This is a genomic window from Streptomyces sp. ISL-66 (assembly GCF_018614135.1).
Taxonomy (GTDB): Bacteria; Actinomycetota; Actinomycetes; order Streptomycetales; family Streptomycetaceae; genus Streptomyces.
Genome location: NZ_JAGGOW010000001.1, coordinates 40,325 through 66,065, shown reverse-complemented (window position 1 = coordinate 66,065; position 25,741 = coordinate 40,325). Strand labels below are relative to the sequence as shown.

20 protein-coding genes and 1 tRNA gene are annotated in these 25,741 nt (G+C 70.8%); 12 read left to right on the top strand and 9 right to left on the bottom strand.

Features of this window, described 5'->3' with window-relative positions:
* The first annotated feature begins 12 nt into the window (after nucleotides 1–12).
* Entirely contained in the window at nucleotides 13–1,314 is a 1,302-nt protein-coding gene (locus J7E97_RS00305) for a hypothetical protein (RefSeq protein WP_215021215.1), read from the top strand.
* Between the two features lie 61 nt (nucleotides 1,315–1,375).
* On the opposite strand, the gene J7E97_RS00300 is transcribed toward J7E97_RS00305, so the two are convergent.
* Together J7E97_RS00300 and J7E97_RS00295 are read right to left on the bottom strand one after the other, a co-directional pair.
* Nucleotides 1,376–2,707 carry a serine/threonine-protein kinase gene (locus J7E97_RS00300; RefSeq protein ID WP_215021214.1) on the bottom strand — a complete coding sequence of 444 codons (1,332 nt, stop codon included), beginning with the start codon at nucleotides 2,705–2,707 and terminating at the stop codon, nucleotides 1,376–1,378.
* Nucleotides 2,708–2,739: 32 nt separating this feature from the next.
* Nucleotides 2,740–3,291, bottom strand: a complete 552-nt coding sequence (locus tag J7E97_RS00295) for a DNA-binding protein (protein ID WP_215021213.1) — start codon at nucleotides 3,289–3,291, stop codon at nucleotides 2,740–2,742.
* A 161-nt stretch (nucleotides 3,292–3,452) separates the two neighbouring features.
* Here J7E97_RS00295 and J7E97_RS00290 point away from each other — a divergent pair.
* A tRNA-Ala gene (locus J7E97_RS00290) sits at nucleotides 3,453–3,525 on the top strand.
* 654 nt (nucleotides 3,526–4,179) lie between these two features.
* On the opposite strand, the gene J7E97_RS00285 is transcribed toward J7E97_RS00290, so the two are convergent.
* Together J7E97_RS00285 and J7E97_RS00280 are read right to left on the bottom strand one after the other, a co-directional pair.
* Entirely contained in the window at nucleotides 4,180–6,579 is a 2,400-nt protein-coding gene (locus J7E97_RS00285) for a 2OG-Fe(II) oxygenase (RefSeq protein ID WP_215021212.1), read from the bottom strand.
* Nucleotides 6,580–6,807: 228 nt separating this feature from the next.
* On the bottom strand, nucleotides 6,808–7,359 hold the full coding sequence (locus tag J7E97_RS00280; RefSeq protein WP_215021278.1) for a Uma2 family endonuclease: 552 nt from the start codon (nucleotides 7,357–7,359) through the stop codon (nucleotides 6,808–6,810).
* Nucleotides 7,360–8,203: 844 nt separating this feature from the next.
* Here J7E97_RS00280 and cseB point away from each other — a divergent pair.
* From cseB to J7E97_RS00260, 4 genes are all read left to right on the top strand, one after another.
* Nucleotides 8,204–8,899, top strand: a complete 696-nt coding sequence (gene cseB, locus J7E97_RS00275; RefSeq protein WP_215021211.1) for a two-component system response regulator CseB — start codon at nucleotides 8,204–8,206, stop codon at nucleotides 8,897–8,899.
* Between the two features lie 6 nt (nucleotides 8,900–8,905).
* The gene (locus J7E97_RS00270) at nucleotides 8,906–10,162 is read left to right on the top strand and encodes a HAMP domain-containing sensor histidine kinase (RefSeq protein ID WP_215021210.1); all 1,257 of its coding nucleotides are present in this window, start codon (nucleotides 8,906–8,908) and stop codon (nucleotides 10,160–10,162) included.
* Between the two features lie 220 nt (nucleotides 10,163–10,382).
* On the top strand, nucleotides 10,383–11,174 hold the full coding sequence (locus J7E97_RS00265) for an ABC transporter ATP-binding protein (RefSeq protein WP_374224088.1): 792 nt from the start codon (nucleotides 10,383–10,385) through the stop codon (nucleotides 11,172–11,174).
* Nucleotides 11,175–11,244: 70 nt separating this feature from the next.
* The gene (locus tag J7E97_RS00260; RefSeq protein WP_215021209.1) at nucleotides 11,245–13,806 is read left to right on the top strand and encodes an ABC transporter permease; all 2,562 of its coding nucleotides are present in this window, start codon (nucleotides 11,245–11,247) and stop codon (nucleotides 13,804–13,806) included.
* Between the two features lie 102 nt (nucleotides 13,807–13,908).
* Here J7E97_RS00260 and J7E97_RS00255 read toward each other — a convergent pair whose 3' ends face one another.
* Nucleotides 13,909–14,457, bottom strand: coding sequence for a Uma2 family endonuclease (locus J7E97_RS00255; protein ID WP_251053514.1), 549 nt, complete (start codon nucleotides 14,455–14,457; stop codon nucleotides 13,909–13,911).
* A gap of 217 nt (nucleotides 14,458–14,674) precedes the next feature.
* Here J7E97_RS00255 and J7E97_RS00250 point away from each other — a divergent pair, with 217 nt between their 5' ends.
* Nucleotides 14,675–15,355 (top strand): NAD(P)H-dependent oxidoreductase, encoded by a 681-nt coding sequence (locus J7E97_RS00250; protein ID WP_215021207.1) that lies wholly within the window; start codon nucleotides 14,675–14,677, stop codon nucleotides 15,353–15,355.
* A 130-nt stretch (nucleotides 15,356–15,485) separates the two neighbouring features.
* On the opposite strand, the gene J7E97_RS00245 is transcribed toward J7E97_RS00250, so the two are convergent.
* Nucleotides 15,486–16,394, bottom strand: a complete 909-nt coding sequence (locus J7E97_RS00245; RefSeq protein WP_215021206.1) for a helix-turn-helix transcriptional regulator — start codon at nucleotides 16,392–16,394, stop codon at nucleotides 15,486–15,488.
* A gap of 340 nt (nucleotides 16,395–16,734) precedes the next feature.
* Between J7E97_RS00245 and J7E97_RS00240 the strand changes: the two genes are divergently transcribed.
* Nucleotides 16,735–18,183 carry an MFS transporter gene (locus J7E97_RS00240; protein ID WP_215021205.1) on the top strand — a complete coding sequence of 483 codons (1,449 nt, stop codon included), beginning with the start codon at nucleotides 16,735–16,737 and terminating at the stop codon, nucleotides 18,181–18,183.
* 267 nt (nucleotides 18,184–18,450) lie between these two features.
* Here J7E97_RS00240 and J7E97_RS00235 read toward each other — a convergent pair whose 3' ends face one another.
* On the bottom strand, nucleotides 18,451–19,920 hold the full coding sequence (locus J7E97_RS00235; RefSeq protein ID WP_215021204.1) for a hypothetical protein: 1,470 nt from the start codon (nucleotides 19,918–19,920) through the stop codon (nucleotides 18,451–18,453).
* Nucleotides 19,921–20,394: 474 nt separating this feature from the next.
* Between J7E97_RS00235 and J7E97_RS00230 the strand changes: the two genes are divergently transcribed.
* Nucleotides 20,395–21,213 (top strand): isocitrate lyase/phosphoenolpyruvate mutase family protein, encoded by an 819-nt coding sequence (locus tag J7E97_RS00230; RefSeq protein WP_215021203.1) that lies wholly within the window; start codon nucleotides 20,395–20,397, stop codon nucleotides 21,211–21,213.
* Between the two features lie 145 nt (nucleotides 21,214–21,358).
* Here the strand turns inward: J7E97_RS00230 and J7E97_RS00225 are convergent, their stop codons facing one another.
* Nucleotides 21,359–22,867 carry an MFS transporter gene (locus tag J7E97_RS00225; RefSeq protein WP_215021202.1) on the bottom strand — a complete coding sequence of 503 codons (1,509 nt, stop codon included), beginning with the start codon at nucleotides 22,865–22,867 and terminating at the stop codon, nucleotides 21,359–21,361.
* 152 nt (nucleotides 22,868–23,019) lie between these two features.
* Here J7E97_RS00225 and J7E97_RS00220 point away from each other — a divergent pair, with 152 nt between their 5' ends.
* Complete coding sequence (locus J7E97_RS00220) at nucleotides 23,020–23,499, top strand: MarR family winged helix-turn-helix transcriptional regulator (RefSeq protein WP_215021201.1); 480 nt, start codon at nucleotides 23,020–23,022, stop codon at nucleotides 23,497–23,499.
* A gap of 112 nt (nucleotides 23,500–23,611) precedes the next feature.
* A complete protein-coding gene (locus J7E97_RS00215) occupies nucleotides 23,612–24,100 on the top strand; it encodes a LysM peptidoglycan-binding domain-containing protein (RefSeq protein ID WP_251053491.1) in 489 nt (162 codons plus the stop codon).
* Nucleotides 24,101–24,182: 82 nt separating this feature from the next.
* Here J7E97_RS00215 and J7E97_RS00210 read toward each other — a convergent pair whose 3' ends face one another.
* On the bottom strand, nucleotides 24,183–24,980 hold the full coding sequence (locus J7E97_RS00210; RefSeq protein ID WP_308346111.1) for a DUF5324 family protein: 798 nt from the start codon (nucleotides 24,978–24,980) through the stop codon (nucleotides 24,183–24,185).
* Nucleotides 24,981–25,130: 150 nt separating this feature from the next.
* On the opposite strand from J7E97_RS00210, the gene J7E97_RS00205 reads away from it, so the two are divergent.
* The gene (locus J7E97_RS00205; RefSeq protein ID WP_215021200.1) at nucleotides 25,131–25,658 is read left to right on the top strand and encodes a peptidylprolyl isomerase; all 528 of its coding nucleotides are present in this window, start codon (nucleotides 25,131–25,133) and stop codon (nucleotides 25,656–25,658) included.
* Nucleotides 25,659–25,741: the final 83 nt, after the last annotated feature.

The following is a 25,741-nucleotide window of genomic DNA, read 5'->3' as shown; positions in this document are numbered from 1 at the left end:
GTTCGCCGGTCGGTGCGGAGGCCCGCCCTGGCCGCGGTGGTGGCGCTGGCCGCCCTGGGGCTGTCGGCGGCCCTGCCGGGGACCGCCGGGGCGGCCGGTACGCCGCAGCCGCAGCCGGTGCCCGCGTACCGCGGCGCGGAGGGCGCGAAGGCGGTCGACGGGAAGCCCTCGACGGCCGGCTCCCCGCTGCTGGAGGCCGGGTCGCTCTACAAGGACTCGATCGCGCCGGGGGAGCGCTACTACCGGCTCTACCTGGACGACCGCTCCACCGTGTACGTCTCCGGAGTGCTCCAGCCCCCCGCTGGTGCCAAGGTCGGCTACAGCGACGGCGTCGAGGTCCAGGTCATGAACACCGAGAACCGCTACTGCCCGGGCAACCCCGGACGGGCCGGCTTCGGCTACGACCCCGTCCCGATCAGCGCCGTGGGCTCGCGCATGCTCCAGGAGGACGCCGGCTGCCAGGGGGCCGGCACCTACTACGTCAAGGTCACGCGTACCGCGGCCAAGGACGGCGACCAGGCCGCCTGGCCCCTGGAGCTGCGGGTCCAGCGCGAACCGGGCCTGGGCACGGGCAGCGCGCCCACCGCCGCGCCCAGCGTCTGGCCGTCGGCCTCCCCGACCCTGCCGGGCACCGATCCGAAGTCGCGGACGGGTGGCAGCGGCTTCAACGACGCGCGGGCGCTGGGCGCCGGGGTGTGGAGCGACGAACTGCGGCCCGGCCAGACCCGCTTCTACCGGGTGCCGCTCGACTGGGGGCAGCAGCTCGGCCTCGGCGCCGAACTCTCCGCCGCGAAGCGGACGAAGGAGTACGGCTCGGCCGCGGACGGCCTCACCGTCTCGCTGTACAGCCCGTACCGGGCCCTGGTCGACTCCAAGGACACCTCCTACGACGGCAAGCAGGCGAGCGTCACCCTGCCGCGGACGGCGCCGGTGGCGTACGAGAACCGCTTCTCCGACGACCGCGAGGTCGGACCGGTCCGGATGGCGGGCTGGTACTACATCGCCGTGACCATGGGCGGCAAGGTCGGGGAGTTCACCGAGGACGCGGTGCCCGTGCCGCTGACGCTGCGGATGGACGTCATCGGCGGGGCGGGCAAGGCCCCCGCGTACGCGGAAGGGCTCGCGGCCGGGGGATTCGGCGTCGGGGCCGAGGACCGGACCGCCGCCAAGGAGGGCACCACGGCCGTGGAGGCCGCGCAGGCCTCGGCGGACCGGTCGGTGATGCGGACGGTCGCGGGCGCCGGCTTCGGCGCCGGGACGCTGCTGCTGCTCGTCCTGGGCGGCTGGATCCTGCTGGCCAGGCGGCGGGCGTAGCCGGCCGGTCCGGCGCCGGCCGGCGCCTCGGGCTGGGGCGTGCCCGGGGCTGGGGCGGCGCCTAGAGCCGGGTCAGCGCCCAGATGCCGACGGTGAAGCACAGCAGCGCGGCGAGCACGATGCCCGCGGTGACCTTCGGGGGCGGCGGAGCGATCCCGCCCGTACGGGGCTGCGCGGGCGGGTGCGGTTGCGCGTACGGGTGCGGCTGCGCGTACGGGGAGGTCGGGATCGCCGAGGTCGTCGGGGGGACGGGGGCCGCCCCGGGGAGCGGCGGCTGGAGGTGGAAGCTGCCGGTCTCCGAGGGCGCGTGGACCGGGGTGGGGGCCGTCGCGTACGGCGCGTACGGCGCGGCCGGGGTGGACGGCGTGGACGGTGTCGGCTGGAGGGGATGCGCGGGGTGGTGCGTCGGGTGCGTCGGCTGTACGGCCGGCGCGGCCCGGGTGGGCACCGTGGCGGCCATGACGGCGCCCTCGTGACCCTTGTGGCCCTCCCGGCCGTCCTGGTGACCGAGGCTCTCGGGCCCCCGGGGCGTGAAATCGGAGGGCACCGGACCGAGTTGGTCGAACACCTCCACCGACGGCTCGTCCGTGGCGGGCGGCGGCAGCAGCTCCACGGCCTCGGCAAGGGCCCTGCGCGCCCCTGTGGCCGTCTTGAACCGGATCTGGGGGTCGGGCTGGAGCAGCGCGGCCAGTACGTCCCACAGCGGTGCGGGGACGCCCTCGGGCGGGCCGGGCGTCCCGTGGGTGAGGAAGTGCGCCACCAGGGCCTGGGAGTCGGGCTTGCGGCCGTGCAGCAGGTAGAGGCCGACCAGTCCGACGGCGAACAGGTCGGCGGTGAAGTCGGGTTCGGAGCCGAGGAGTTGTTCCGGAGCGAGGTAGCCGGGGGTGCCGACCACGTAGGCGGTCTCGGTCAGTCGGGGCTCGCCCTTGCGCATGGCGATGCCGAAGTCGGACAGCCGCAGGTGCGGCCGCCCGGTTCCAGTGGCCTCCATCAGGATGTTGGCCGGTTTGATGTCGCGGTGGACCACGCCCTCCGCGTGCACCGCCGCCAGCCCCGCCAAGAGCTGGTCGAGCAGCGTGCACACGAACCGGGGCGGCAGGGCGCCGTAGTCCCCGATCACGTGGGCGAGGGAACCGCCCGCGACGAGGTCCATCGTGAACAGGACCTTGTCGTCGTCCGCCGCCCAGCTGGCCGGGGCCAGTACGTGCGGGTGGTCGATCCGCAGCGCCTGCTCGCGGACGAACCGCAGCAGGGTGTGGGCATCGCTCTGCAGGAGGACCTTCGCCGCGACGTACCGCCGGCGCCGGTGATCCCAGGCACGCCAGACGGCACCCGCGCCGCCACGTCCGATCGGATCGATCAGTTCGTACCGGCCCGCGAAGATCTCACCCATCGCTGCGCCCCGTCCCCCGTTTCAAGTCGCCGTCAGTTCTGGTGGTTCTCGTAGTGCGAGACCGCGTCGGACGTACGGCCCGCTCCGTACACCCGGAGGAACTCTGCCAGCTCCGGGTGGCTGGGAGCGAGGGAGTTGGCCGCGTCGATGATGTCACCGGCCGCGGAGATCGAACGCAGCAGCGACTGGATCTCGCGCACCACGCGCTTGACGGTGGGTGCCCCGGAGCCGGTGGCGGCCTGACCGGTGCTGTTGCTGAGGACGGAACCTCCCTGGGTCTTCTTGATCTCGTCCATCCGGTCGGTCGCCTCGGCCGCGCTGACGCTTCCGTCGGCCACCTGGCCGGCGAGATCCTGGAGAGCCTGGACCCGCTGGACCACGGCGGGGTTGCCGATCTTGGCCCGCTGTCCGCTCATCAGCTGGGACAGCATCGGTGCCGACAGCCCGAGGACGGCAGCGAGGCGGGCCTGGTTCAAGCCGAGGTCATCTATGAGCCGGCGGAAGAGTGCTCCGAGCGGCTCCCCGTACCAACTCCGTTGAAGTTCCCGGGCTCTGGCCGTGGCCTCTTGCTGTACTGCGTCCACTCTTACAACTCCCCTTCGCTGGTGCGAACCTCGCGAGCATCTTACGGAGAGTGGTCGCGGGGCGGGAGTCCCTATCATTTTGCGGGATGAGGGGGTACACCCGGTACTCTGTTCTGCGGAACGGTCGCTCCCTCCCGGGGGAGGGCTGTGCCCGGACACCCGGGGCCTTAGCTCAGTTGGTAGAGCGCTGCCTTTGCAAGGCAGATGTCAGGAGTTCGAATCTCCTAGGCTCCACACTTTTGCACCCCTCTGAGCTGCGGAAACGCAGTCAGGGGGGTGTTTTTGTCCCGATTTTCCGTGCTGGCATGTCAGCACGGTGGTGCTGACGTGAGGCTCGTGGGCCCAGTGTTTTCAAGGGTTGTTCCGCTGCTGGCTCTCCTGGCGGATCTCCTGGGTGTCATGGGGTGGGGGTATGGCAAGGGAGCGGTCCAGGCTCATCGAACACGTCGGGCAGCTGGAGGTCCTCCACACCCTTGACCTCGCCTACGCGGGGAGGTACGGCGTGATGCTGCTGCACCGGGAAGAGGTGTACCGGCGGGGATCGCGGCCTCGCTTCACGCGGCGCGGAGTCTGTTGCTCGAACCGGAGAGTGATGCCCTGGTGGCGACGGTCGCCCCGGATGCGTGCGAGGGGGATGGGGTGCGGGTCTTCGGCCTCAACCGCTGACCGGGGCAGCTGACGAGTACACCTCGGCCGTGCCCTATTGGTTCGGTGAGGAGGCCAGGTTCGTCCTGGCAGGGGTGGCGATGAAGGTGCGCACCGAAGTCGAGCAGGTCCGCTGGGGCGGGTGCGCGAGGCCAGGCGACGGGGTAGCCCTGGGCGGCGGTGACCGCGCCCAGGGTGCGGGCGGCCTCTTTCAGTTGTGCCGACTGCGGGTTCCGGTGATCTTCAGCCGCGTGGCCGGGGCCATTTCTCCCGGAGCCAGGCCAGATCGGTTTCGGCGCGGGCGCGGGCCGTCCGCTCGCGGGTGAACACCGCGTCCGTCTTGGTCAGGACCAGGGTGTAGGGGCGTCCCTGGCGCCGGGTGGTGTGAGAAACGGGCAGGCCAGCCAGGTCGATACGGCTGTGGATGTGCTGGCGCCTGTCCTTCGCGAGCGGCCACTCCATGACCCGGCGGGTGCGGGAGGTGAGGAAGGCGTCCAGGTCGGGGCAGAGGTCGCAGCCGGAGCGGCAGGTACCGGCCGGGGCGAGGGACCAGTCGTCCGCAGCTCGTACGGGGAGGGCGCCGGCTGCGGTCAGCCGGGCCTGACAGTGGTCGGCGAGCGACTGGAAGGCGCCGCCCGCGGGGGTCTCGTCGCCTACGGCGGCCGGGTGGCGTGCCGCGGAGCGCAGGGCCGGGAGCAGGCATTCCAGGGCGGTGTCCGGCAGCCCTCGCAGGGTGGTGGTGATCGTGTCGGCGGTCCGGGGGTCGGCTGCTCGCACGATGTGGGCGAGTGTGGTGCCGAGCCGCTCTATGGCCGGGCGGCGTTCCGGCTCCCGGCCTATGCCCAGCCAGCCGGTGAGCTGCTCCTCGATCGCTTGCCAGGCCCCTTCGGCCAGCGGTGTGGCCACCGCTTCCCCGTCACCGTCAGCGCTCCGGAGAGCGGCACATAGGCCGGGTAGGGATGCGAGCCATGCCGCGCGGTCGGCCCCGGTGTAGGCGCCGACCGGCCCGAACCAGCTGGCGACGGTCTCGCGTGCCCACGTCGGTCCGTACCGTGCGGCCGCTTGTGCGAGGTCGGGGGCGTGGTCCTCACTCAAGGTCTCCACCCCGAACGGCGCGAGGAGCATCACGGCGGTGTCCGCCTCCCCCACACCCACCGCGACGCTCAGGGTGGCGGCGAAGAGCGAGGCGGCGGCCGGGCCCGAACCGTGGGGCTTCCAGATCGGGGCGAGCGACCGGGCGAACGTACGTGCGAGCTCCAACTGGCCGGTGTCCAGGTGGCCCTGGAGCTCGCGCAGGACTCCCTCGGAGCCCGCCTCGGCGCGTGCTTCGAACGAACGCTGCCGGGGCCAGAGCACCACTGCGGCCCGCCGGTACCAGCGGTCCAGGGTGTTGCCGTAGTTGCCCATGTAGCCCTCGTACTCGGACTGGTAGGGCGTGAGGTCCTTGTTCTCGGTGGTAGCGCACACCTCGGCGTACGGAACGGGCAGGGAGATCTGCTCACCGACCGTGCCGTCGGGGCGGGTCCACCAGCCGAGGGTGATCTCGTCGTCGATCAGGTCGTTGAGTTCGTAGTCGGAGAAGTCTCCGCTGCGGCGGCGCTCGGCTCCGGGCTCGCCGTCGGGGTCGAGGAGGCAGTCGCCCTCGCATTCCTCGTCCTCGCAGCCGTCGAAGTGCTCGGTCTCGCCGTAGTAGTCGTAACGGTCGTGGGGCGGTACGGCGTCCCACGTCTCCTTCACCTCCGCCAGCGCGAGGACCGCTTCGCAGTCTGCCTGCCCCGCGGCCTGGCGGAGCAGGACGGCGCGGGTGGCGTCCACGCCCTTGAGGCGGTCCCAGTCCAATCCGCGCTGGGTGTACTCGTGGTCGAGGAGGTAGACGAGCCGGTTGGGCCGCGTGGCCTTGGTACGGCCGTAGCCGTAGCGGTCCTCGGCAGGCTGGGCGAAGTGCTCGCTCAGGCAGTGGGCCAGGTCGACCACCGGCCCGCTGCCTGCCGCGTCGGCCGGCCGGACGGGCTCGGCGAGAAGGTTCATGGTGAGGGTGATGCGGTACCCGGATTTGACGGGCTTGACCTCGTGACGGCAGTCCGCGTAGAAGGCGGCAAAGGCCAGCCGCTCCCGGGACGCCTGGTACGTGACGCTGCGGCCGGCGTGTTCGACAACGAGTTCGCCGCCGGTGTGGTGCGAGGGCAGCGAGACTACGAGGCTGCCCACCATGGAGTCGTCCTTCTCGGAGTCCTGGTGCGGCAGGAAGAACTGCCCCTTGCCGTAGACGAGCAGCGCGTGCGGTTCGGCGCGCAGGACGGTGGTGGGCGGCAGGCCGAGCGCGGTACGAACCCCGTCGAGGACACCGCTCAGCGTGCGGTCCCAGTCGGGGCCGCCCAGGGTGAACCGGTCCGCAGTGATCTCCCAGGTGTCGCGCACGCCGGTGTCGGCCAGGGTCTGCTCACCGCGGCCGAAGCGGGCCTGCCGGGCCTGGGCGATCAGCTTCTTGGTGATCGGGGCGCGCAACGGCAGGGGCAGCTCGCCGACACCGTCGACCTCGATGCGCAGCGCCCGAGCGGGCATCTCGATGCGAGTACTGAAGTCCCCGTGCCGTTCCGAGCCGTCGAGCAGCTCCGCGAGTCGCTTCCGTGCCTCTTGCCCCATAGTGCATCCGTCTCCCTGCTCGGAGGCGTGCCGTTCCGGCCGTCCCGACAACCTAGTGCTACAGGGAGGCCCTGCACACGGTCGACAGGATGATCTTGACATTCGGGGAGTACGTGGGTAGGGGGCGAGATCGACGTGGACCGCGTGATGGGGATGACGGCACTGCCTGTTCCCCGGCAAATTGCCTGCCCCGCCAAGGTGTGGCGGCGGGCCGAGCGGCTTGAACGGTCAGCGAACCCAGTTCTTGAGCGGTTCGGTGTCGAGGGCGAAGCCGAGCGGGGCGGGAAGTTCGACGGTGCGGCCGAAGGGGCGGCGTAGCAGGCTGGCGTAGGTGTCGCCGTCGGGTTCGCTGTAGACGAGGGTTTCGCAGGTGCCGCGGTCGATCAGCAGGTAGACGGGGATGCCGGTCTGGGCGTACGCGGCTGGCTTCTCCTCGCGGTCACGCTTGTCGGTGTCGCTGTCGTAAGAGGTGACCTCGACGACCATGACGACCTGCCCGGGGTCAGCCCACTCGCCTTGTCCGGCGAAGCTGCCTTCAGGGGCGAGAGCACCGTCCGGTTTGGCGTTGCCCCTGCGGTAGCGCTCGATGCGCAGGCCGCGTTCGGGGTAGAGCCACAGGTCGGGCTGGTGCTGCATGCAGTGCTTCATCAGCCAGCGGATGATCTCGTCGTGGTCGCCGTCGGGCACCGCTTTGACTCCCAGCCTGCCGTGGATGAACTCCATCCGAACGCCTTCACGCTCGGCGGCGGCAGCGATGCGCTCGAACTCCTCGGCCAGCATCTGTGGCCGGTCCTCAGTGATGGACACCACACACCTCCCGCGCCCAGTGTAGGCAGCGCAGGGCGGAACGGGGACGGCGTCGGCGATCTGGCTTCGGCTCACCGTGTTCTTGGCAAGCTGCACGGGCGGATGGCTGTGGCGGCTGTGAGGGCATTCAGAGCAAATTGCTCTTTGCTCTGCTCTGCAGCGCCGTGAGCAGGCATTTTCGTAGGTGTCGTTCATGAAATGCAAACGTCGTTGAGCCCGTGCTGACATGTCAGCACGGCACCGGGATCGAGGGGGACCGAGCCGGACAGAGGAGGATGAAAACAGGCGGGTTTGTCGCGATTCCCCGGCGCTTTCGCAGGTCAGCTAGGGAACAATTTCGGGTTCGAATCTCCTAGGCTCCACACATGAAATGCCCCCTGACCTGCGAAAATGCGGTTTCAGGGGGCATTTTCCGTGCCCATGGGCGAGCACGTCCGCTGACCTGAGGGTTTGTATCAGGCGGGTATCAGGAAGCGCTTAGTTGGCCATCGGGTCAGTGCGCCGGGCCATGGCGAACGGGGCCCACGGGCCGCTGGAGTGCCGTTGGCCCGGCGGCCGCGGAGCCGTGTCATCCCCTCTGATCTGGGTGTTCGTGGAGGAAGGATGCGGTGGGGGTGCGATGCGTGGCCGTTGTAACGACGCGGTTGCCGCGTCCGGTGTCTGCCCTATCGTTTCGTTCAGGTCCTCGGCTGCGCACGCTCACATCGGCTGCGCGGGCGTACATGCGGGATCGATGCCCCACCTGAATCGTCCGAACAGGAGTCAGCCGCTCGTGTCCTCGTCCGCCCCGGCCGGGGCCTCTTCGCGACCTGTCCGCGTGTTGCTGGTGGAGGACGACGATCTGATGCGCCGGTCCTTCGCCGTCGCCCTCGAGCGGTACGGCTATGAGGTGAAGGCCGCCGCCGACGGGCTCTCGGGGCTCGAGCTCTTCCGCGACGAGAGCTTCGACCTGTTGGTCCTGGACGTGATGCTGCCCGGGTTGGACGGGATCGGGCTGTGCCGCCGGGTGCGGGAGAGCAGTTTGGTGCCCGTCCTGATGATGTCCGCCCGTGGTGACGGGCTCGATGTCGTCGCCGGTCTCGAGGCCGGAGCGGATGACTACGTGGTCAAGCCCGTGGATACGTACGTGCTGCTGGCACGTATCCGGTCGTTGCTGCGGCGGGCGACGTACGCGCCTGCCGCAGGGGGCGAGCGCGGCGCGGGCGAGGGGTCGGCGCCGTCCGAGGGGGAACTGCTCGTCTTCGGCGACCTCACCATCGACACCGGTGGTCTGGAGGTGTCCGTCTCCGGGAGCCCGGTGGCGCTGACCCCGACCGAACTGAAGCTGCTCCTGGAGTTCGCCGCCCACCCGGGCGTCGTACTGGAGCGGCACACCCTGCTGCGCGACGTGTGGGACTACGGCTGGGACGGCGACAGCCGGGTCGTGGACCTGTGTGTGCAGCGGCTGCGCAGAAAGCTGGGGCGGGACCGGATCGAGACGGTCCGCGGCTTCGGCTACAAGCTCAGGCGCTGAGAGCCGGTGCGTCCGCTCCGCCGGCCGCGGCCGGACCTTTCGTCCCTGCGCTGGAAGATCGCCGCGCTGGCCGCGGCCACGGCATGCCTGGTCGTGGCGGCGGTGGGCGTGCTGGTGCACGTGTGGACCGCGGACGACATCCGCGACCGGGCCGAAGCGCGAGCGTTCAACAGCCTCTACTCGGCCATGGACGTCCACCGGCGTACCGGAACGCTGTCCGACGGCGCCGAGCTCGATCCGGCCGACCTGCCCGCCGCACTGCGTCACCCCGCCGATGGCGACCGGCACACGGCGTACGACGGGCGCGTCGAGGGCAATAGCGGGCCGGGTTTCTGGGGCGCCCAGCGGACCGGCGGCCCGGACAGCCCGGTACTCGCCCTCTACATCAACATGAGCTCGGAGTTCCACACCCTGCGCCGGCTCGACGCGACCATGGCGGTTTCCTCACTGGCCGTGCTCGCCGCGGCCGCGCCCCTGACCGCCTACGGGGCCGGGCTGCTCGCCCGCAGGCTGCGGCGGGTCTCCGAGACCGCGCGCCGGATCTCCGCCGGGGACCTCGACGCACGGACCGGGCCCACCAGGGGCCGCGACGAGGTGGCCGACATCGCCGCCACCGTCGACCTCATGGCCGACAGCCTCGGCCGACAGCTGCGCACCGAGCGCCGGTTCACCGCGGACGTGGCCCACGAACTGCGCACCCCCGTCGGCGGTCTGCTGGCCGCCGCCGACCTGCTGCCGCCCGGTGAGACGGAGGATCTGCTGCGGTCCCGGGTGCGCGATCTGCGCGGCCTGGTCGAGGACCTCCTGGAAGTCTCCCGGCTCGACGCCGGTGCCGAACAACCGGTCCGCGCCCTTGTGCCACTCGGCGCCGTCGTCTCCGAGGCCGTGGCGCGCACCGGATTCGACACCGAGGTCACCGTCGCCGGGGCCGCCTTGGGCGCGCGGACCGTGGAGACCGACCCGCGCCGTCTGGAGCGGATCGTCGGCAACCTCGTCGTCAACGCCCACCGGCACGGAGCAGCACCGGTGCAGGTCACCGTCGAGGGCCGCACGGTCGTCGTACGCGACCACGGCCCCGGCTTCCCGGAGGACCTGCTGCTCCACGGTCCGCGCCGCTTCCACACCGGTGCGAAGGAGCGTGGCTCGGGCCACGGCCTGGGGATGACCATCGCCCTGGGCCAGGCCCGGCTGCTCGGCGCCGAACTGCACCTGGACAACGCCCCGGACGGCGGCGCCGTCGCCACCCTGCGCCTGCCGGTCTGACCATCCGGCGGGCGGCCGTACAGGCCGTTCATGCGGCCATCCATGCCGGCCATAAAGACGAGGCCATACAGACAAGGCCATACAGACAAGGCCATACGGACAAGGCCATACAGAACCGCTACGAAGTGGCGCGGGCGCCGATATACGGCGGCCCAGACCCCCGATACGTTCCCCGGACACCCTTCGAAGTGCGCCTTCCCGTACTCGAAGAGGAGCCCCCGTGACCGCCCACCGCGCCCACCCCCTTGCCCCGCACGCGCCGTACATCACCCCAGGAGTCGCGGCCGCCACCACCGATCTGACGAAGGCCTACGGCAGCGGCGACACCCAGGTCGTCGCGCTGGACCGGGTCAGCATCGACTTCCGGGAGGGCGAGTTCACCGCGATCATGGGCCCCTCCGGCTGTGGCAAGTCGACCCTGATGCACTGCGCCGCCGGGCTCGACTCGCCCAGCTCCGGCTCCGTCCGCATCGGCACCACCGAACTCAGCGGGCTGGGCGACCGGCAGCTCACCCAGCTGCGCCGCGACCGGATCGGCTTCATCTTCCAGGCGTTCAACCTGCTGCCGACGCTGACGGCCCTGGAGAACATCACGCTGCCCCTGGACCTCGCCGGACGCCGCCCCGACCAGCAGTGGCTGGACCGCGTGATCTCCATGGTCGGACTCTCCCAGCGCCTCGACCACCGGCCCGCGCAGCTGTCCGGCGGGCAGCAGCAGCGCGTCGCGATCGCCCGCGCCCTGGCCTCCCGCCCCGCGATCGTCTTCGGCGACGAGCCCACCGGAAACCTCGACTCCCGCGCCGGGGCCGAGGTCCTCGGCTTCCTGCGCGACTCGGTGCGCGAGCTGGGCCAGACCGTGGTCATGGTCACCCACGACCCGGTCGCCGCCGGCTACGCCGACCGCGTGGTCTTCCTCTCCGACGGCCGACTCGTCGACGAGATGGCACACCCCACCCCGGACCGGGTCCTGGACCTGATGAAGAACTTCGACGCCCGCTCACACACCCGCTGAGCCGACCTCGCCCCAGGACCGACCCAGCCCACCGCTCGCATCCACCGAGCCCACGTCTCCGGAAGCCCCCATGCTGAAAACAGCCCTGCGCAACCTCCTGGCGCACAAGGCCCGTCAGATCATGACTGTCCTCGCCGTCTGCCTGGGTGTCGCGTTCGTCAGTGGCACCCTTGTCTTCGCGGACTCCACCGCCGCGGCCCACCGCGCCGCCGCCTCGAAGAACTTCGCCGACATCGCGGTCACCGTGACCGACAAGGAGTCCCCGTCCGGGGCCCCCGCAGACCAGCGGGGCAGCGTGCTCGACGACGCGCTCGCGCGGAAACTCGCCGACCTGCCCGGTGTCGCCGCCGTGCGCCCGTCGGTCGACGGTTCGGCCGCCCTGAACGCGGCGGACGGCACCCCCCTGCGCGTCAAGCCGGGGGCGAACCCGGCCGCCGCCTACGTACCCGGCACGGACGGCAAGGACAGCCGCTACCCCCTGGTCGAGGGCCGCGCCCCGCGCAACAGCGACGAAATCGCCGTGGACAGCGGTACCGCCGCCGCAGGCCACCTCCACATCGGCGACACGGTCACGCTCGCCACCGACGGGCCGGTCATGGAGAAGCGGCTCGTCGGCACGGTCACCACCAAGGACACTCGGGTGACCGCCGGCGGCACCTTCGCCCTGTTCGACAAGGCGACCGCCCAGAAGATGTTCGCCTCCCCGGGCCACTACACCGGCATCGACCTGTCCGCCAAGCCCGGCACCGCCCCGTCCGAACTCGCCGACCGGGTCACCGACATGCTCCCGGCCGACCAGGCCGAAGCCACCACCGGCGCCGCCCAGGCCGCCCAGCAGGCCGGCTACGTCGACACCCTGACCCGCGGCTACGAGAAGCTGCCGCTGGTCTTCGCCGGGGTCTCGCTGTTCATCGGCTCCTTCCTCATCATCAACACCTTCACCATGCTCGTGTCGCGGCGCACCCGTGAGATCGCGCTGCTGCGGGCGATCGGCGCCTCGCGCCGCCAGGTGTCCCGCTCCGTGCTCCTGGAGGCCCTCCTGGTCGGCCTCCTCGCGTCAGCGGTCGGCTTCCTGCTCGGCCTCGGCCTCGCCGCGGTGCTGCCCGACATCCTGAGCACCGAGGGGAACACGCTGCCTCAAGGCCCTCTGGTGATCGGCCCGCGCTCGGTCGTGGCGACGCTCGGCGTGGGCGTGGGCGTCACCGTGCTCGCCGCGTGGCTGCCGTCCCGCAGGGCGGCGAAGGTCGCGCCCGTCGAGGCGATGCGCACGGCCGGACCGCCGTCCTGCGCCACCCGGTCCCGGCTGCGCGGCGTGGTCGGCCTTGCCCTCCTCGTCTTCGGCGCCGGTCTGCTGATCTCGCTCACGGGGGCGAAGGACGCCTCGGAGAAGAACCTCCAGACAGCGATGTTCGGCTGCGCCCTCGTCGTCGTCGCCTTGATCGTCCTCGCACCGCTGCTCGCCACCCCCGTGATCCGGCTGACCGGACGGCTCACCGGCCGCTTCGGGATCACCGGCCGTCTCGCCCGAGAGAACGCGCTGCGCGACCCGCGGCGCACCGCGGCCACCGCCGCCACCCTGCTGATCAGCACCGCGCTGGTCGCCGGCCTCGCCGTCATCGGAAACTCCACCGCGCGGGCCCTGGACCGCCAGGCCGCGACCGGCCTCGGCGCCGACTACGTGATCGGCACCCGCTCCACCATGACCGGTATCGACCCCGTCGCCGTACGGCGGGTGGCCGACACCTCCGGAGTGCGGGGCGCGAGCGCCGTCACGGACGTGACCGGGGTCATCGGCGGCCGTGTCCAGAACATCTCCGGCGTCGACCCCCGCACCGTGAACGACGTCATGAAGCTCGACTTCGTCAGCGGCTCCGTCAAGGATCTCGGGCCGGGCCGGATCGCCGTCTCCAGCACCGTCGCCCGGGACAACGGGGTGACGGCGGGCGGCGAGCTCAACATCCGGATGGGCCAGAGCCGACAGTTCGAGAAGTACACCGTCGTGGGCGTCTACCAGGACAACCCCATCGCCCAGGACGCGCTGGGCGCCCGTACCGAGGTAGCGAAGAACAGCTATGCGCCCGGCTCCGTCCAGCGCATCCTCGTACGCACCGACGGGGGCGCGGTCTCGAAGACCACCGAGGACCGGCTGCGCACCGCCGTGGGCAACAGCCCGCTGCTGAAGGTGCAGGACCGGGAGCAGTTCGTCCACGAGGCCGCGGGCACCATGGGCGACCTGCTGACCCTGATGTACGGGATGCTCGCCATCGGCATCGTCATCGCCGCGCTCGGCATCATGAACACCCTGGCCATGTCGGTCGCCGAACGCACCCGGGAGATCGGCGCCCTGCGGGCCATCGGCATGGACCGCTCCGGCATCCGGCGGATGATCCGCCTGGAGGCGGTGACCGTCGCCGCGTTCGGCACGCTCCTCGGCCTGGCGGGCGGCCTGTTCGGCGCCTGGGCGGTCGGCTCGCTGGCCAACGGCGCGATGGCGCAGTACTCCCTGGCGCTGCCCTGGGGGACGCTGCTCCTGGTGTGCCTGCTCTCCCTGGCGATCGGTGCGCTGGCCGCCGCCGTCCCGGCCCGCCGGGCCGCCGCCCTGAGCCCGCTGGAGGCCGTGGCGGAGGCGTAACGCGCGGCCTTGGGGCCGCCGTGCCATCTCCGCTGGGAACCGGAGCGTCACCCGTTCGTTCAGCCCGGTGCCATGGTGAAGCACGTCAGGGCCGGCAGGTGGTCAGGGCACGAGGCTGTCGAGGTCGATGTCGACAAGGAACGGGACGGAGACCTTCAGTCGGCCTCGGTGGATGCCGGTGGCAACATACGTGCCGGTCATGCCGTCGAGTTCGTAGGTGTGGACGGCGGGGACGCCGGCCTCGTCTTCGACGCGCCAGAAGTGGGGGATCTTGGCCTGTGCGTACTTGAAGGGCTTCAGGGACCTGTCGCGGTCCGCTGATTCCTCCGAGACGACCTCAACGACCAGGGCAACGTCTTCGGGCGCGTACCAGGTCCGGTCGGGATCATACGCGGCGGTCGTGACCAGGATGTCCGGCTCGGGGCGGCTCTTCTTGTCGAGCCGGATGGTCATTTCCCGCTCGGTCTCGAAGCCGGCGGGGGCGGCATACCGCAGCGCGAAGGTCAGGTTCTCCACGAGCCGGGAGTGCCAGGACCGCTGCGGCGACATCATGAAGATCAGGGCTCCGTCGATGAGTTCGGTGTGCCGCGGTGCCTGGGGGAGGTGGTCGAGGTCGTCGGCTTCCCACCCGCTCGGCCTGGGCGGGATCATCCAGTCGGGGAGTTCGGCGGTCACGGCTTCCTCCAGGCGCCTCGAAGAGGGCGGTCAGGGGCCTTGATCCCGGATCGCGGACGCGGTCGGACGGCTGGTGCCAGCGTAATTGATGCGGTTGCCCGTCGAGTGGCCCATGGTGCACCGCTGTGGTCCAAGTCGCCTGGTGCGGACGCCGGTGCATTGACGTATCGGGGTACATCGATATGATCTCCGTATGTCGACCCTTGATGCCGCTCCCACCGCCCTGATCGTCCACGCCCATCCCGAGCCCCACTCGTTCAACGCCGCCCAGATGGCGACCGCCGCTCAGGCCCTCCGTGACGCCGGCTACAAGGTCGACGTCCTGGACCTCTACGCCGAGGCCTGGGCACCGGTCCTCGCCCGCGAGGAGTTCGCTCCGCTGGACGGCCCGTTCAAGCCGCAGGCCGAGCAGATGCGCGCGGTCAAGGACGGCACGCTCGACGACGCCGTCAAGGACCACCTCGAGCGGCTGCTCGCCGCCGATCTCCTCGTGCTGTCGTTCCCCATGTGGTGGTTCTCGCTGCCGGCCATCCTCAAGGGGTGGATCGACCGGGTCTTCGTGATGGGCGGCCTCTTCGGCGGGGAGCACGGGTTCTTCGACACCGCCGCGCTCGCCGGCAAGCGTGCGGTGCTGCTGTTCACGACCGGCGGCTCCAGCGAGACGTTCCAGCCCGACGGCGCCTTCGGCTCGCTGGACCACTTCCTGTTCCACATCCACCGCGGGATGCTGGAGTTCGTCGGCTACGAGGTCCTGGAGCCCGTGATCACCTACGGTCCGGCCCACCTGAGCGACGAGGACAGGGCGGCGGCGCTGGAGGCGGTCCAGAAGTCCGTCACGCTCACCGCGGCGGCCGCCGCGCCCGCGGCCCGCTGACATCGGGTCACCTGCTCGCACTCGGGCGCAGCAGCCGCAGTCACCGCCGGTTCACGGGCCCGGAAGCAACACGGCGCCCGTGGACCACGCACTTCGCGTGGTCCACGGGCGCATTCGTGTGTCCGGGCCGTCAGCGCGCCGACGGGGACGTGACGCGGCGCCGTGCCGCTGTGTTGTCCTGCGCCACCGGAGCGGTCGCGCTGCCCAGGAGGCGCAGTGCGGCCTCCGACGGCGAGCCGGGCTCGGCCGTATAGGCGATCAGGCGCTGGCCCGAGGTGCCGGGGAGGATGAGGTTTTCGAAGCTGAGCTCCATCGCGCCGACCAGCGGGTGACGCAGGTCCTTCACTCCGGAGGTGCAGGTGCGCACCGGGTGCCTGGCCCACCGGGAGGCGAACTCATCTGAGTTCATGGTGAGTTGACCGACGAGCTCGGCGAGCGAGCGGTCGTCGGGGTGGCGGCCGGCGACCTGGCGCAGGGAAGCGACGGCGAGTTGTGCCTGGTCGTCCCAGTTCGCGTACAAGCTCCGGTACTGCTCGTCGAGGAACAGCATCTTCGTCAGGTTGGGGCGGGCCGAGGGGGTGTCGGGGCTCTCGGGTGCCAGGTGTCCGGCGAGCAGGGCGTGGCCCAGTTGGTTCCATGCGAGCACGTCGTTGCGCCGGTCCATGACGAGGGCCGGCACGTCGGTCATGGCCGTCAGCAGCTGCCGGGCCGAGGCGCTGGCGTGCGCCACCCGGGGCGCCGCGGGGCGGGGCGTCGCGGCCGCGGGGCGGGCGAGTTCCTTCAGGTGGACCGTCTCGTCGTCGGTCAGGCGAAGGGTGCGCGCGATCGCCTCCAGCAGGCCGTCGGAGGCACTGTTGGCGCGGCCCTGTTCGAGGCGGGTGTAGTGGGTGATGCTGACGTTGGCCAGCATCGCCAGTTCCTCGCGGCGCAGCCCGGTGACACGGCGCCGGGTCGGATGCGGGGTGATGCCGACTTCCTCCGGGCGCAGCGCGGCGCGGCGCGACTTGAGGAAGTCTCCCAGCTCGGACGAGGTGTCCATTCGTTCCTCCAGGTCGGTGGAGTGCGACAGGCCGTGGCCACTGTCGCCCCGCGATGCCCTCCGGCCCCGAAGGCCCGTATCGAAGGGTGGTCCCGTGATGACTACCCTCGTGCGGCTCAGTGGGTCGCGACAGGGCTGTGGCCACTGGGTTCCCATGATGCCCTCCGGTCCCGAAGGCCGGTAGCCGTAAGGGTAGTCCTGCGATGACTACCCTCGCGTTGGCTGTGCACGGCAGGGTTCTGGCTGGACATCCGGCCGCCGACGATTCTTTTCCACAACAGCGCGTGACGTGACCGAGCGCGCCGCGTGTCAAGAACCATGAGGAAAAGGACTCGACGTCATGTCTGTCACTGAAACGGAGGCGGCCGGCGCCGTAGCCGGCGCTGCCGTCGGCGAGGCACCGGCCGTGCTCACCCCCCGGCTCAAGCTGGTGCTGGTACTGCTGCTCGCAACGCAGTTCATGCTGGCCGTGGACTTCGCCATCCTGAACGTGGCACTGCCGGTGATCGGCAAGGGCCTGGGCTTCTCGATGGGCAACCTGCAGTGGATCGCCACCTCGTTCGCGCTGTGCGCGGCGGGCTTCACCCTGCTCTTCGGCCGCGTCGCCGACCTGTTCGGCCGTCGTCGGCTGTTCCTCGGCGGCCTCGTGGTCCTGGGCGCCGCCTCGCTCATGGGCGGACTGGCGCAGAACCCGGAGATGCTGATCACAGCGCGCGTCCTCCAGGGTCTGGCCACCGCCGCGGTGACCCCTGCCGCGCTGTCGCTGATGACGACCTCGTTCCCGGAGGGCCCGCTGCGCCAGAAGGCGCTCGGCCTCAACGGTGCGCTGATGTCCAGCGGATTCGTCACCGGCGCCATCCTCGGCGGCGTGCTGACCGACCTGCTGTCGTGGCGCTGGGCGTTCTTCATCAACGTGCCCGTCGCCCTCGCCGTGGTGATCATCGCTCCGAAGGTCATCAAGGAATCCCGCCCCGACGTGCGTCCCAAGCTGGACCTGCCCGGCGCGATCACCGTCACGCTCGGCCTGCTGGCCATCATCTACGGGCTCACCCAGGCGGGCGAGAAGGGCTGGGGCTCCGCGGGCGCCCTGGTGTCGCTGGCCGCGGGCGTGGTGCTGCTGATCGTGTTCTACGCCGTCGAGCGCAAGGTGTCCTCGCCGCTGGTGCCGGTCTCCGTGCTCGGCAAGCGGTCGGTGGCCTGGGGCAACTTCGCTGGTCTGCTCGCGTTCCTCACCTTCACTTCCCTGGTGTTCCCGCTGACGCTCTACCTCCAGGAAGTGCTCGGCTACTCGCCGCTCATCGCCGGCCTGTCCTTCGGCTTCCTCGGCCTGGGTACGGTCCTGGGCGGTACCACGGCCTCGAAGGTCATCGGAAAGATCGGCACCAAGCAGACGCTGATCGTGGGCGGCATCATGCAGATGGTGTTCACCGCGGCCCTGGTCGGCCTCGGTGACGACCGCTCGTGGATGTGGCTGATGCTGATCGCCAGCTTCCTCGGCGGCATCGGCAACATGCTCGCGATCGTGGGCTTCATGGTCACCGCCACCTCGGGGCTCGCCAACCACGAGCAGGGCCTGGCCACCGGCCTCGCCACCATGACCCAGCAGGTCGGCATCACGATGGGTACGCCGATCATGAGCGCCGTCGTCACCGCTGCCATGGCCGGCACCGGAGCCACTGCCATCCTCGGCGGTCTGAAGGTCGCGATCGCGGTGAACGCCGTCATCGTGCTCCTCGGCGTCATCACCAGCGCCGTGTTCCTGCGCAGCGACCGGTCGCCCGCGAAGTAACGACCGGGCCCCCTGCCCGGGTGGCGGCCCGACCGCCGCTCCACCCCGACCGCGCCGCCTCCTCCTACACGCCCCCGCGTGTACGAGGGGGCGGCGCGGTCGTATCGCGGGTACGGCGGTGCCCCGCCGCGGCGGATCAGACGGAATGAGACGGATCAGGCGGAGGCGGATCAGGCGGATCAGGACGACGAAGACCGGCAGGGCCGCTACTCAGTAGCGCCCTGCCGGTCTTCGTCGTCCGTCACCACTCCCGGTGGCGCGGTGGGTTCACTTCGAGAAGGGGAACGCGAAGGTCTGGAACAGCTCGGTCTCTCCGGCGTCGGCGCCCCGCATGCGCAGGGCGTAGCTGACGAGGGAGTGGTCGATCATCGAGATGCGATCACCTTCTTCCTTGGCGCCTTCCGACAGGTTGTCGATGACCCAGGAGATGGCCGAGCTGCCCTCGTAGCGGTCCCGGGGAGTGAAGATCAGCTCTGAGGCGCCGATCTCTCCGAGGACGTTGAGCACGTAGCTGACCGGGAACGCGCGGTTCTCCCGGTCGGTGGCGGTGTGGTCCAGATCGGGGAACGAATCGACCATGCGCTCCAGCGCCGCGTCCGGAATCAGAACCGTCCGCCCGGTCATCATCGAGAGCTCGATGATGTAGGGATAGGCGTTTCCTCGCGGGGAGTAGTTCTCTCCCGGGTCGACGATGTCCAGGACGGCCACGACGTCCCGCAGGAAGGCGTCCAGGTCGGGTATCTGGTCCGCCAGGCGCCCCAGGTTGTGCAGGGCGATCACGTAGTACTGCGACATGTGGACCCGGATTTCCCAAGGGATCTGGCTCATCAGGTCCTTGGCCTCGGCCAGGGCGTCGATCGGACGGGTCAGATACTCCGCACGGCCGCACATGGCGACGGCGTTGAGCATCGTCAGCAGCGGATAGACCTTCTTCCAGGGAGTCGTCAGGTGGTTGTGGAAGAAGGGCCAGTTTCCCACCTCGTCGGCCCGCGTCAGGTATTCGAGGACCTCCGCCATGTAGTCGCGGTCGCCGTCGAAGATGTACTCGGTGTAGCCGAGCAGCGCGGTCACGGACATCAGCATTCCGCCCACTCGCCCGCAGAAGTAGGGGCTGGGGAAGCCGTCCAGCAGGTTCAGCGCCTCGACGATGTGGTTGCGCTCGGCGGTGACCAGGCGGTCCCGCAGACCCAGTTGACCCAGGGCGAGGAAGACCGTGCAGCAGGCGGAGACCCGCTCGTACTCTCCGTGCCGCCCCTGGTTCTCGTCCTGGATCCCGTCCGGCGTGATCTCGTCGATCATGCCGAGGACCTCTGCCGGAAAGTCCAGCTCGTCGTTGACCAGCAGCGACAGCTCGAGGCCGAGCTTGGCGAAGGCGTCCATGAGGATGCTTCCGGCCGTGGCCCGGTAGTACGGGTTGGATACGGACCGGACGGCTTCGAGCAGCGGCCCCACAGCCGGCTCCAGCCAGGCGCGGTCACGGCCGGGTTCGACGACCTTCAGCGTGAAGTCCGCCATTTCGCGGGAGAACCGGGTGTAGCCGTCGGACGGCGACACCTTCGTGGCCAAGTGGTCGAAGGTGTCGCGGATGTGGCCGGCGACGGTCGGGTCGTAGTCGATGGGGTACTGGCCGAGGCCGATGCCGCGCAGCATCCGGCTCCACGGGGTCGCGATCATCCGGGACTCGTTGGGCATCTCGCTCAGTCCGGAAAGGGGAAGGGAGCGCGGGATATGGTTCATGAATGAGATCCTCCAAATAGGGGCGGTCGTACGTCTGGCCCAGGCCTATCCGAGGACGTCTTCGGCGAACACCGGTCGTGCGGACACAAGCTTCGCCTCTCGGGTTCTTCCAGGCGATGACTCATCGCACGCTCGCCTCTGGGCGCACGGAAATCCGCGTGCGCGAGTACAACGAATTATTTCCGCTGGCCGAATCCGCTTCAATGCCTTGCGATACAGGCTTGTTCAAGCCTCTGTGAGTCTCTGTAAGGGAACGTCAGGGAACGTGAAGGAACGGGCCGGCACGGTGCGGGAGATCCGGGCGGGCACGGCCTGCCGGCTGCTGTCGGCTTCCGGCATCACCTGAGGTCAGCCCGGCCAACGCCGCTGACATGGCCGGTTATTGACGGCCAGGTGCGTCACATGCTGGCTAAAGTCCGTACCGGACAGGCCGATATGACGATCATTCGGCAGGGCAAGGCTGAGGAGTTCCGGATGACTGTGGATGCCAAGACCACCGAGAGGGCGCTGCGGCTGCGGAAGTTGGGCGAATCGTTGCTCGTGCTGCCCAACGCCTGGGACGCGGGCAGCGCGGCGGTGATCGTGGCGGCCGGTGCGCCGGCCATCGCCACGACCAGCGGTGGGGTGGCCTGGTCGATCGGGCGCGGGGACGGCCAGCACGCGACGCGTGCGGAGATGCTGGAAGCCGCCGCCCGGATCGTGGCCGCCGTGGACGTGCCGGTCTCCGTGGACGTGGAGGGCGGCTACGAGGACGTCGCGGCCACCGTGCGCGAGGTCGTCGCGGTGGGCGCCGTCGGCATCAACCTGGAGGACTCCAAGGCCTCCGACGGCACGCTGTACACCCCTGCGGAGCAGGCCGGGCGGATCCGCGCCGCCCGCGGGGCGGCGGCCGCCGCCGGGCTGCCGGAGCTGGTGATCAACGCCCGCACCGACGTGTTCCTGTTCGGCATCGGCGAGGAGTCCGGCCGGCTGGCCGACGTGCTCGCGCGCGTCGAGGCGTACGCGGCCGCCGGCGCCGACGGGATCTTCGTGCCCGGGCTACTGGACCTGGAGGCCCTGGGCGAGATCGCCAAGGGGGCGCTGCCGGTCAACGCCATGGCGGGCCCGGGGGGTCCGTCGGTGGCGGAGCTCGCGGGGGCGGGGGTGCGCAGGGTCAGCGTCGGCACCGGCGTGGCTCAGTCCGCGTACGCCGCGGCCCGTGCGGCTGCCGTCGAGCTGTTGGGGCAGGGCACCTACGGGTCCCTCGGCGGATCGCTGGACTACTCGACGCTCAACGGGCTCTTCGTGAAGTAGGCCTTCGGACGCATGCGCCGGTGGGCCGCTCCGAAGGTGCGGAGCGGCCCACCGGCGTGTCCGGCAGTCGGCGGTCGGCGGTCGGCGGTCGGCGGTCGATGTTTCACGTGAAACATCGCCAGACAGTGGCCGGTGAAGACCGGAGCTACGGGCGCGGGGTGCTCCGCAGCGCTACCGCCGTCACCACGAGGGCCGTGATCAGGAGGCCGGAGCCGATCCCGAAGGCCAGGTGGTAGCCGGAGGTCAGGGCCTCGGCGCGGCTGTGGCCGGCACCGAGCCGGGCCTCCGTACGGGAGGCGGCCAGGGTGGACAGGACGGCGACGCCGAGGGCCATGCCGATCTGCTGGGTGGTGTTGAACAGGCCCGAGGTGAGGCCCGCGTCCCGCTCGTCGGCGCCGGACATGCCCAGGGCGGTGAGGGCCGGCAGGGCCAGGCCGAAGCCGGCGGCCAGCAGCATCACGGGCAGCAGGTCGGTGACGTAGTCGGCCCGGACCGGGAGCCGGGTCAGCAGGCCCAGGGCCGCCACCAGCAGGACGAGGCCGGTCAGCAGCACGTTGCGCTCGCCGAAGCGGGCGTTCAGCGGGGCGGAGGCGCCGAGCGAGACCGCGCCGATGACCAGGGCCGCCGGGAGCATGGCGAGCCCGGTCTCGGCGGCTCCGTAGCCGAGCACGTTCTGGAGGTAGAGGGCGACCAGGACCTGGAAGGAGAACAGGGCGGCCACCATCAGCATCTGGACCAGGTTGGCGCCGACCACGGTCCGGGAGCGGAAGATCCGCAGCGGCACCAGCGGGGTCCGGGCCTTGGCCTGGCGGAGCGTGAAGCCGGCGAGCAGGGCCAGTGAGAGCGTCCCGAGACCCAGGGTGTGCGCGGAGAGCCAGCCGTACTGCTCCACCTCGACGACGGTGTAGATGCCCAGCATCAGACCGGCGGTGACGAGGGCCGCGCCGAGGACGTCGGCACCGGCCCGCCGCTCGGGCCCGGCCTGTGCCCCGTCCGAGGGGAGGGCGGGCAGGGCCAGCGCCAGGGCGGCGAGCCCGATGGGCAGGTTGATGAAGAAGATCCAGTGCCAGTCGAGGGCGTCGGTCAGGACCCCGCCGAGCACCTGCCCCAGGGAGGCCCCGGCCGCGCCGGTGAAGGAGAAGACGGCGATGGCCTTGGCCCGCTCGCGGGCCTCGGTGAACAGGGTGACCAGGATGCCGAGGCTGACGGCCGCGGCCATGGCACTGCCGAGGCCCTGCAGGAAGCGCGCGGCTATCAGCACCTCGGGGGAGCCGGCGAAACCGGCGAGCAGCGAGGCCCCGGTGAAGACGCCGGTCCCGGCGAGGAACATCCGCTTGCGGCCGATCAGGTCGCCGAGCCGGCCCGCGAGCAGCAGCAGGCTGCCGAAAGCGATGAGGTAGGCGTTGACGACCCAGCTGAGTCCGGCGGGGGTGAAGCCCAGGTCGTTCTGGATGGCGGGCATCGCGACGGTGACGATGCTGCCGTCCAGGACCGTCATCAGCACGCCGGTGGACAGCACCCCGAGGGCGGTCCAGCGGGAACGCAGCCCGCGCGGGGCGGCCGGCGCGGCGACGGCCGGGGCGGGGTCGATGCCGCGGTCGACGGCACGGTCGGCGGCTGAGGAAGGAAGGGCGGGAGCGGAAGCGGCAGGCATCTGGCTCTCCAGTCTGTGATCGGCGGCCCGTCATCGGCGGCCCGTCCTGGGCGGCAGCCCGTTCTGGGCGGAGCGAGGGCGACTGGTATGACCGTAGCAGATAGTTTCGTTGCAGACGATTTCTTTCGGATCGAATTGCTAGGCTGGGCGGTATGACTGCCATGGCACCCGCCCAGACCGAGCCGGATCTCTCCTTCCTCCTGGACCACACCAGCCATGTCCTGCGCACCCGCATGGCGGCCGCCCTCGCCGAGGTGGGACTCACGGCCCGCATGCACTGCGTCCTCGTGCACGCGCTGGAGGAGGAGCGCACCCAGATCCAGCTCGCCGAGATCGGGGACATGGACAAAACGACGATGGTCGTCACCGTCGACGCCCTGGAGCAGGCCGGACTCGCGGAGCGGCGCCCCTCCACCAAGGACCGCCGGGCCCGCGTCATCTTCGTCACCGAGCGGGGCGCGGCCCTCGCCGAGCGGAGCAGCCGCATCGTCGACCGGGTGCACGCCGACGCCCTCGCCTCCCTCGGGGACGCGGACCGCGCGGCTCTGCTGCGCGGTCTGAAGCTGCTGACCCAGGGCGATCTGGAGACCCCGTCGGAGGGTCCGCGGCCCGCCCGGCGCGCTCGGCAGTAGCCGGCCGGTGTCGCCCTGACGGCTCAGTCACACGGCCGCCCGACGCCTTCTGGCCGAGAGTGGGGAAGGGCACTCAGCCCAGGGGGCAACACCACGCCGGAGGCGTACACACATGGGACTCTTCGATTTCCTGAAGTCCGACAAGGACAAGAAGAAGGAACACGAGGGCGAGAAGGCGACGGAGCAGGTGCAGCAGCAGGCCGCGGCCGGTCCGCGGCCGCCGGCCGCGATGCCCGACAAGACCGGGACCAAGTACACCGACTCGGCGGCGGCCACCAAGGCGGCCGCCGAGCGCATGGCGGCCTCGGCGCCCCGCACGCCCACGGCGGCCCCCGCCCCGCCGCCCGCCGCCCGCCCCGCTTCGCACACCCCCACGCCGGCCTCCGCCGCACACAAGGCGGTGCCCGCGGCCCCGATGAAGCCCGCGCCCAAGGCGCAGCGCACCTACACCGTCCGCCCCGGTGACTCGCTCTCCGCGATCGCCCGCCGGGAGCTGGGCAACGAGGGCCGCTGGCGCGAGCTCTACGCCATGAACAAGGGCGTCGTCGGGTCCAACCCCGACATGATCCACCCGGGCATGAAGCTCACGCTCCCCAGCTGACCCGGACAAAGCGAAGAGGGGCCCGGATCCGAAAAGGATCCCGGCCCCTCTTTTCCGTCTTCTCGTTCCGTCTTCCGTGCCCTCAGCGGTGCTTGCGCTTGGCGTCTTCCGCGTCGATGCGCTCCTGCGCGGCCTGGGCCTCCGCCTCCAGGGTGGAGACCCCCGGTTCCGCCGCGAGTCCGGTCTGCGCCTCGTGCTCCTTCGCCGCCAGCTCGTCGTCGAAGGTCGCCGGGGCCGCCTCGTCCCGCGCCGGCACTTCGGTGGCCGCCGGCGGCTCGACGAGCCAGTCCGGGTTCGACTGCTGGTCCCACCACTTCCACGCCGCGAAGGCGCCGCCGGCCAGGAGGCCGATCAGCGCGGCGCCCTTGAGCAGCCGGCCCGTCCGGCACCGCCGCTCATTGCGCCGTACGAGCTTCTGCACGTCCTTGGCCGTCACCTGGCCGCGCAGCGCCGCCAGCGCGGCCGCCGACCGGGAAGCGGCCTCCTCGGCCACCGGCTGGGCAGCCGCGAACGCGCTCTCCAAGCGGGGCTGCGTGTAGTCCGCCGCGTGCCGGGCGGCCAGCTTGGTCTGCCGTACGGCATTCGTCGCGGCCCGGTCCACATGCGGCGGCACGTGGGCGCGCGCCGACTTGATCCGCGGATGCAGGTGGCTGTCGTAGGTGACGCGGGCTTGTTTGGCGGCCTCGTTCGCCGCGTACGAAACCTTCGGGGCGAGCCGTTCATTCGCTTCGTGGGCGTAATGCACCGCGGCGTGCCTGGCGGATTCCGCGTACGGCGCCACCACTTCCGCTGCGTGCCGCGCGGTATCCCTGGCACTCGTCGCTGCCAGGCGCACGCTTTCCTTGCGGGTCACGGGATCCTCCTCTTCGGTGGCGGACACGGTTCTCACCTTTCCACCCTTTGTCGGATCATGCCTCTCATCCCGCCGTCCGGCATGCGTGACATGGCATATGGGTGGACGATTTCTACCCGGCGCTTTCCTCCGTGGGAGGATCTGAAACCGACAGTGATGACTAAGGAAGGCGGATCCGTGGCCGAGAAGCTCTACGCCACCCTGAAGACCAGCCACGGCGACATCGAGGTCGAGCTGCTGGAGAACTTCGCCCCCAAGACCGTGCGCAACTTCGTGGAGCTCGCCACGGGCGCCCGCGAATGGACGCGTCCCTCGGACGGGCAGAAGACCACGGACCCGCTCTACGACGGCACCGTCTTCCACCGCGTCATCAGCGGTTTCATGGTCCAGGGCGGTGACCCGCTCGGTAACGGCACCGGCGGTCCCGGCTACCAGTTCGCCGACGAGTTCCACCCCGACCTGACCTTCACCAAGCCCTACCTGCTGGCCATGGCCAACGCCGGCCCGGGGACCAACGGCTCGCAGTTCTTCATCACCGTCGCCCCGACCGCGTGGCTGACGCGCAAGCACACCATCTTCGGCGAGGTCACCGACAAGGCCAGCCAGAAGATCGTGGACGCGATCGCCGCCGGCCCTACCAACCCGCGCACCGAGCGGCCCGTCGACGACGTGGTCCTCCAGTCCGTGGCCATCGAGCGGCGCTGACCGCGGGAGTCGCCCAGCCCAGCCCGGTCCCGCCCCGCCCAGCCCGGTCCCGCCCAGCCCAGCCCGGTCCCGCCCAGCCCAGC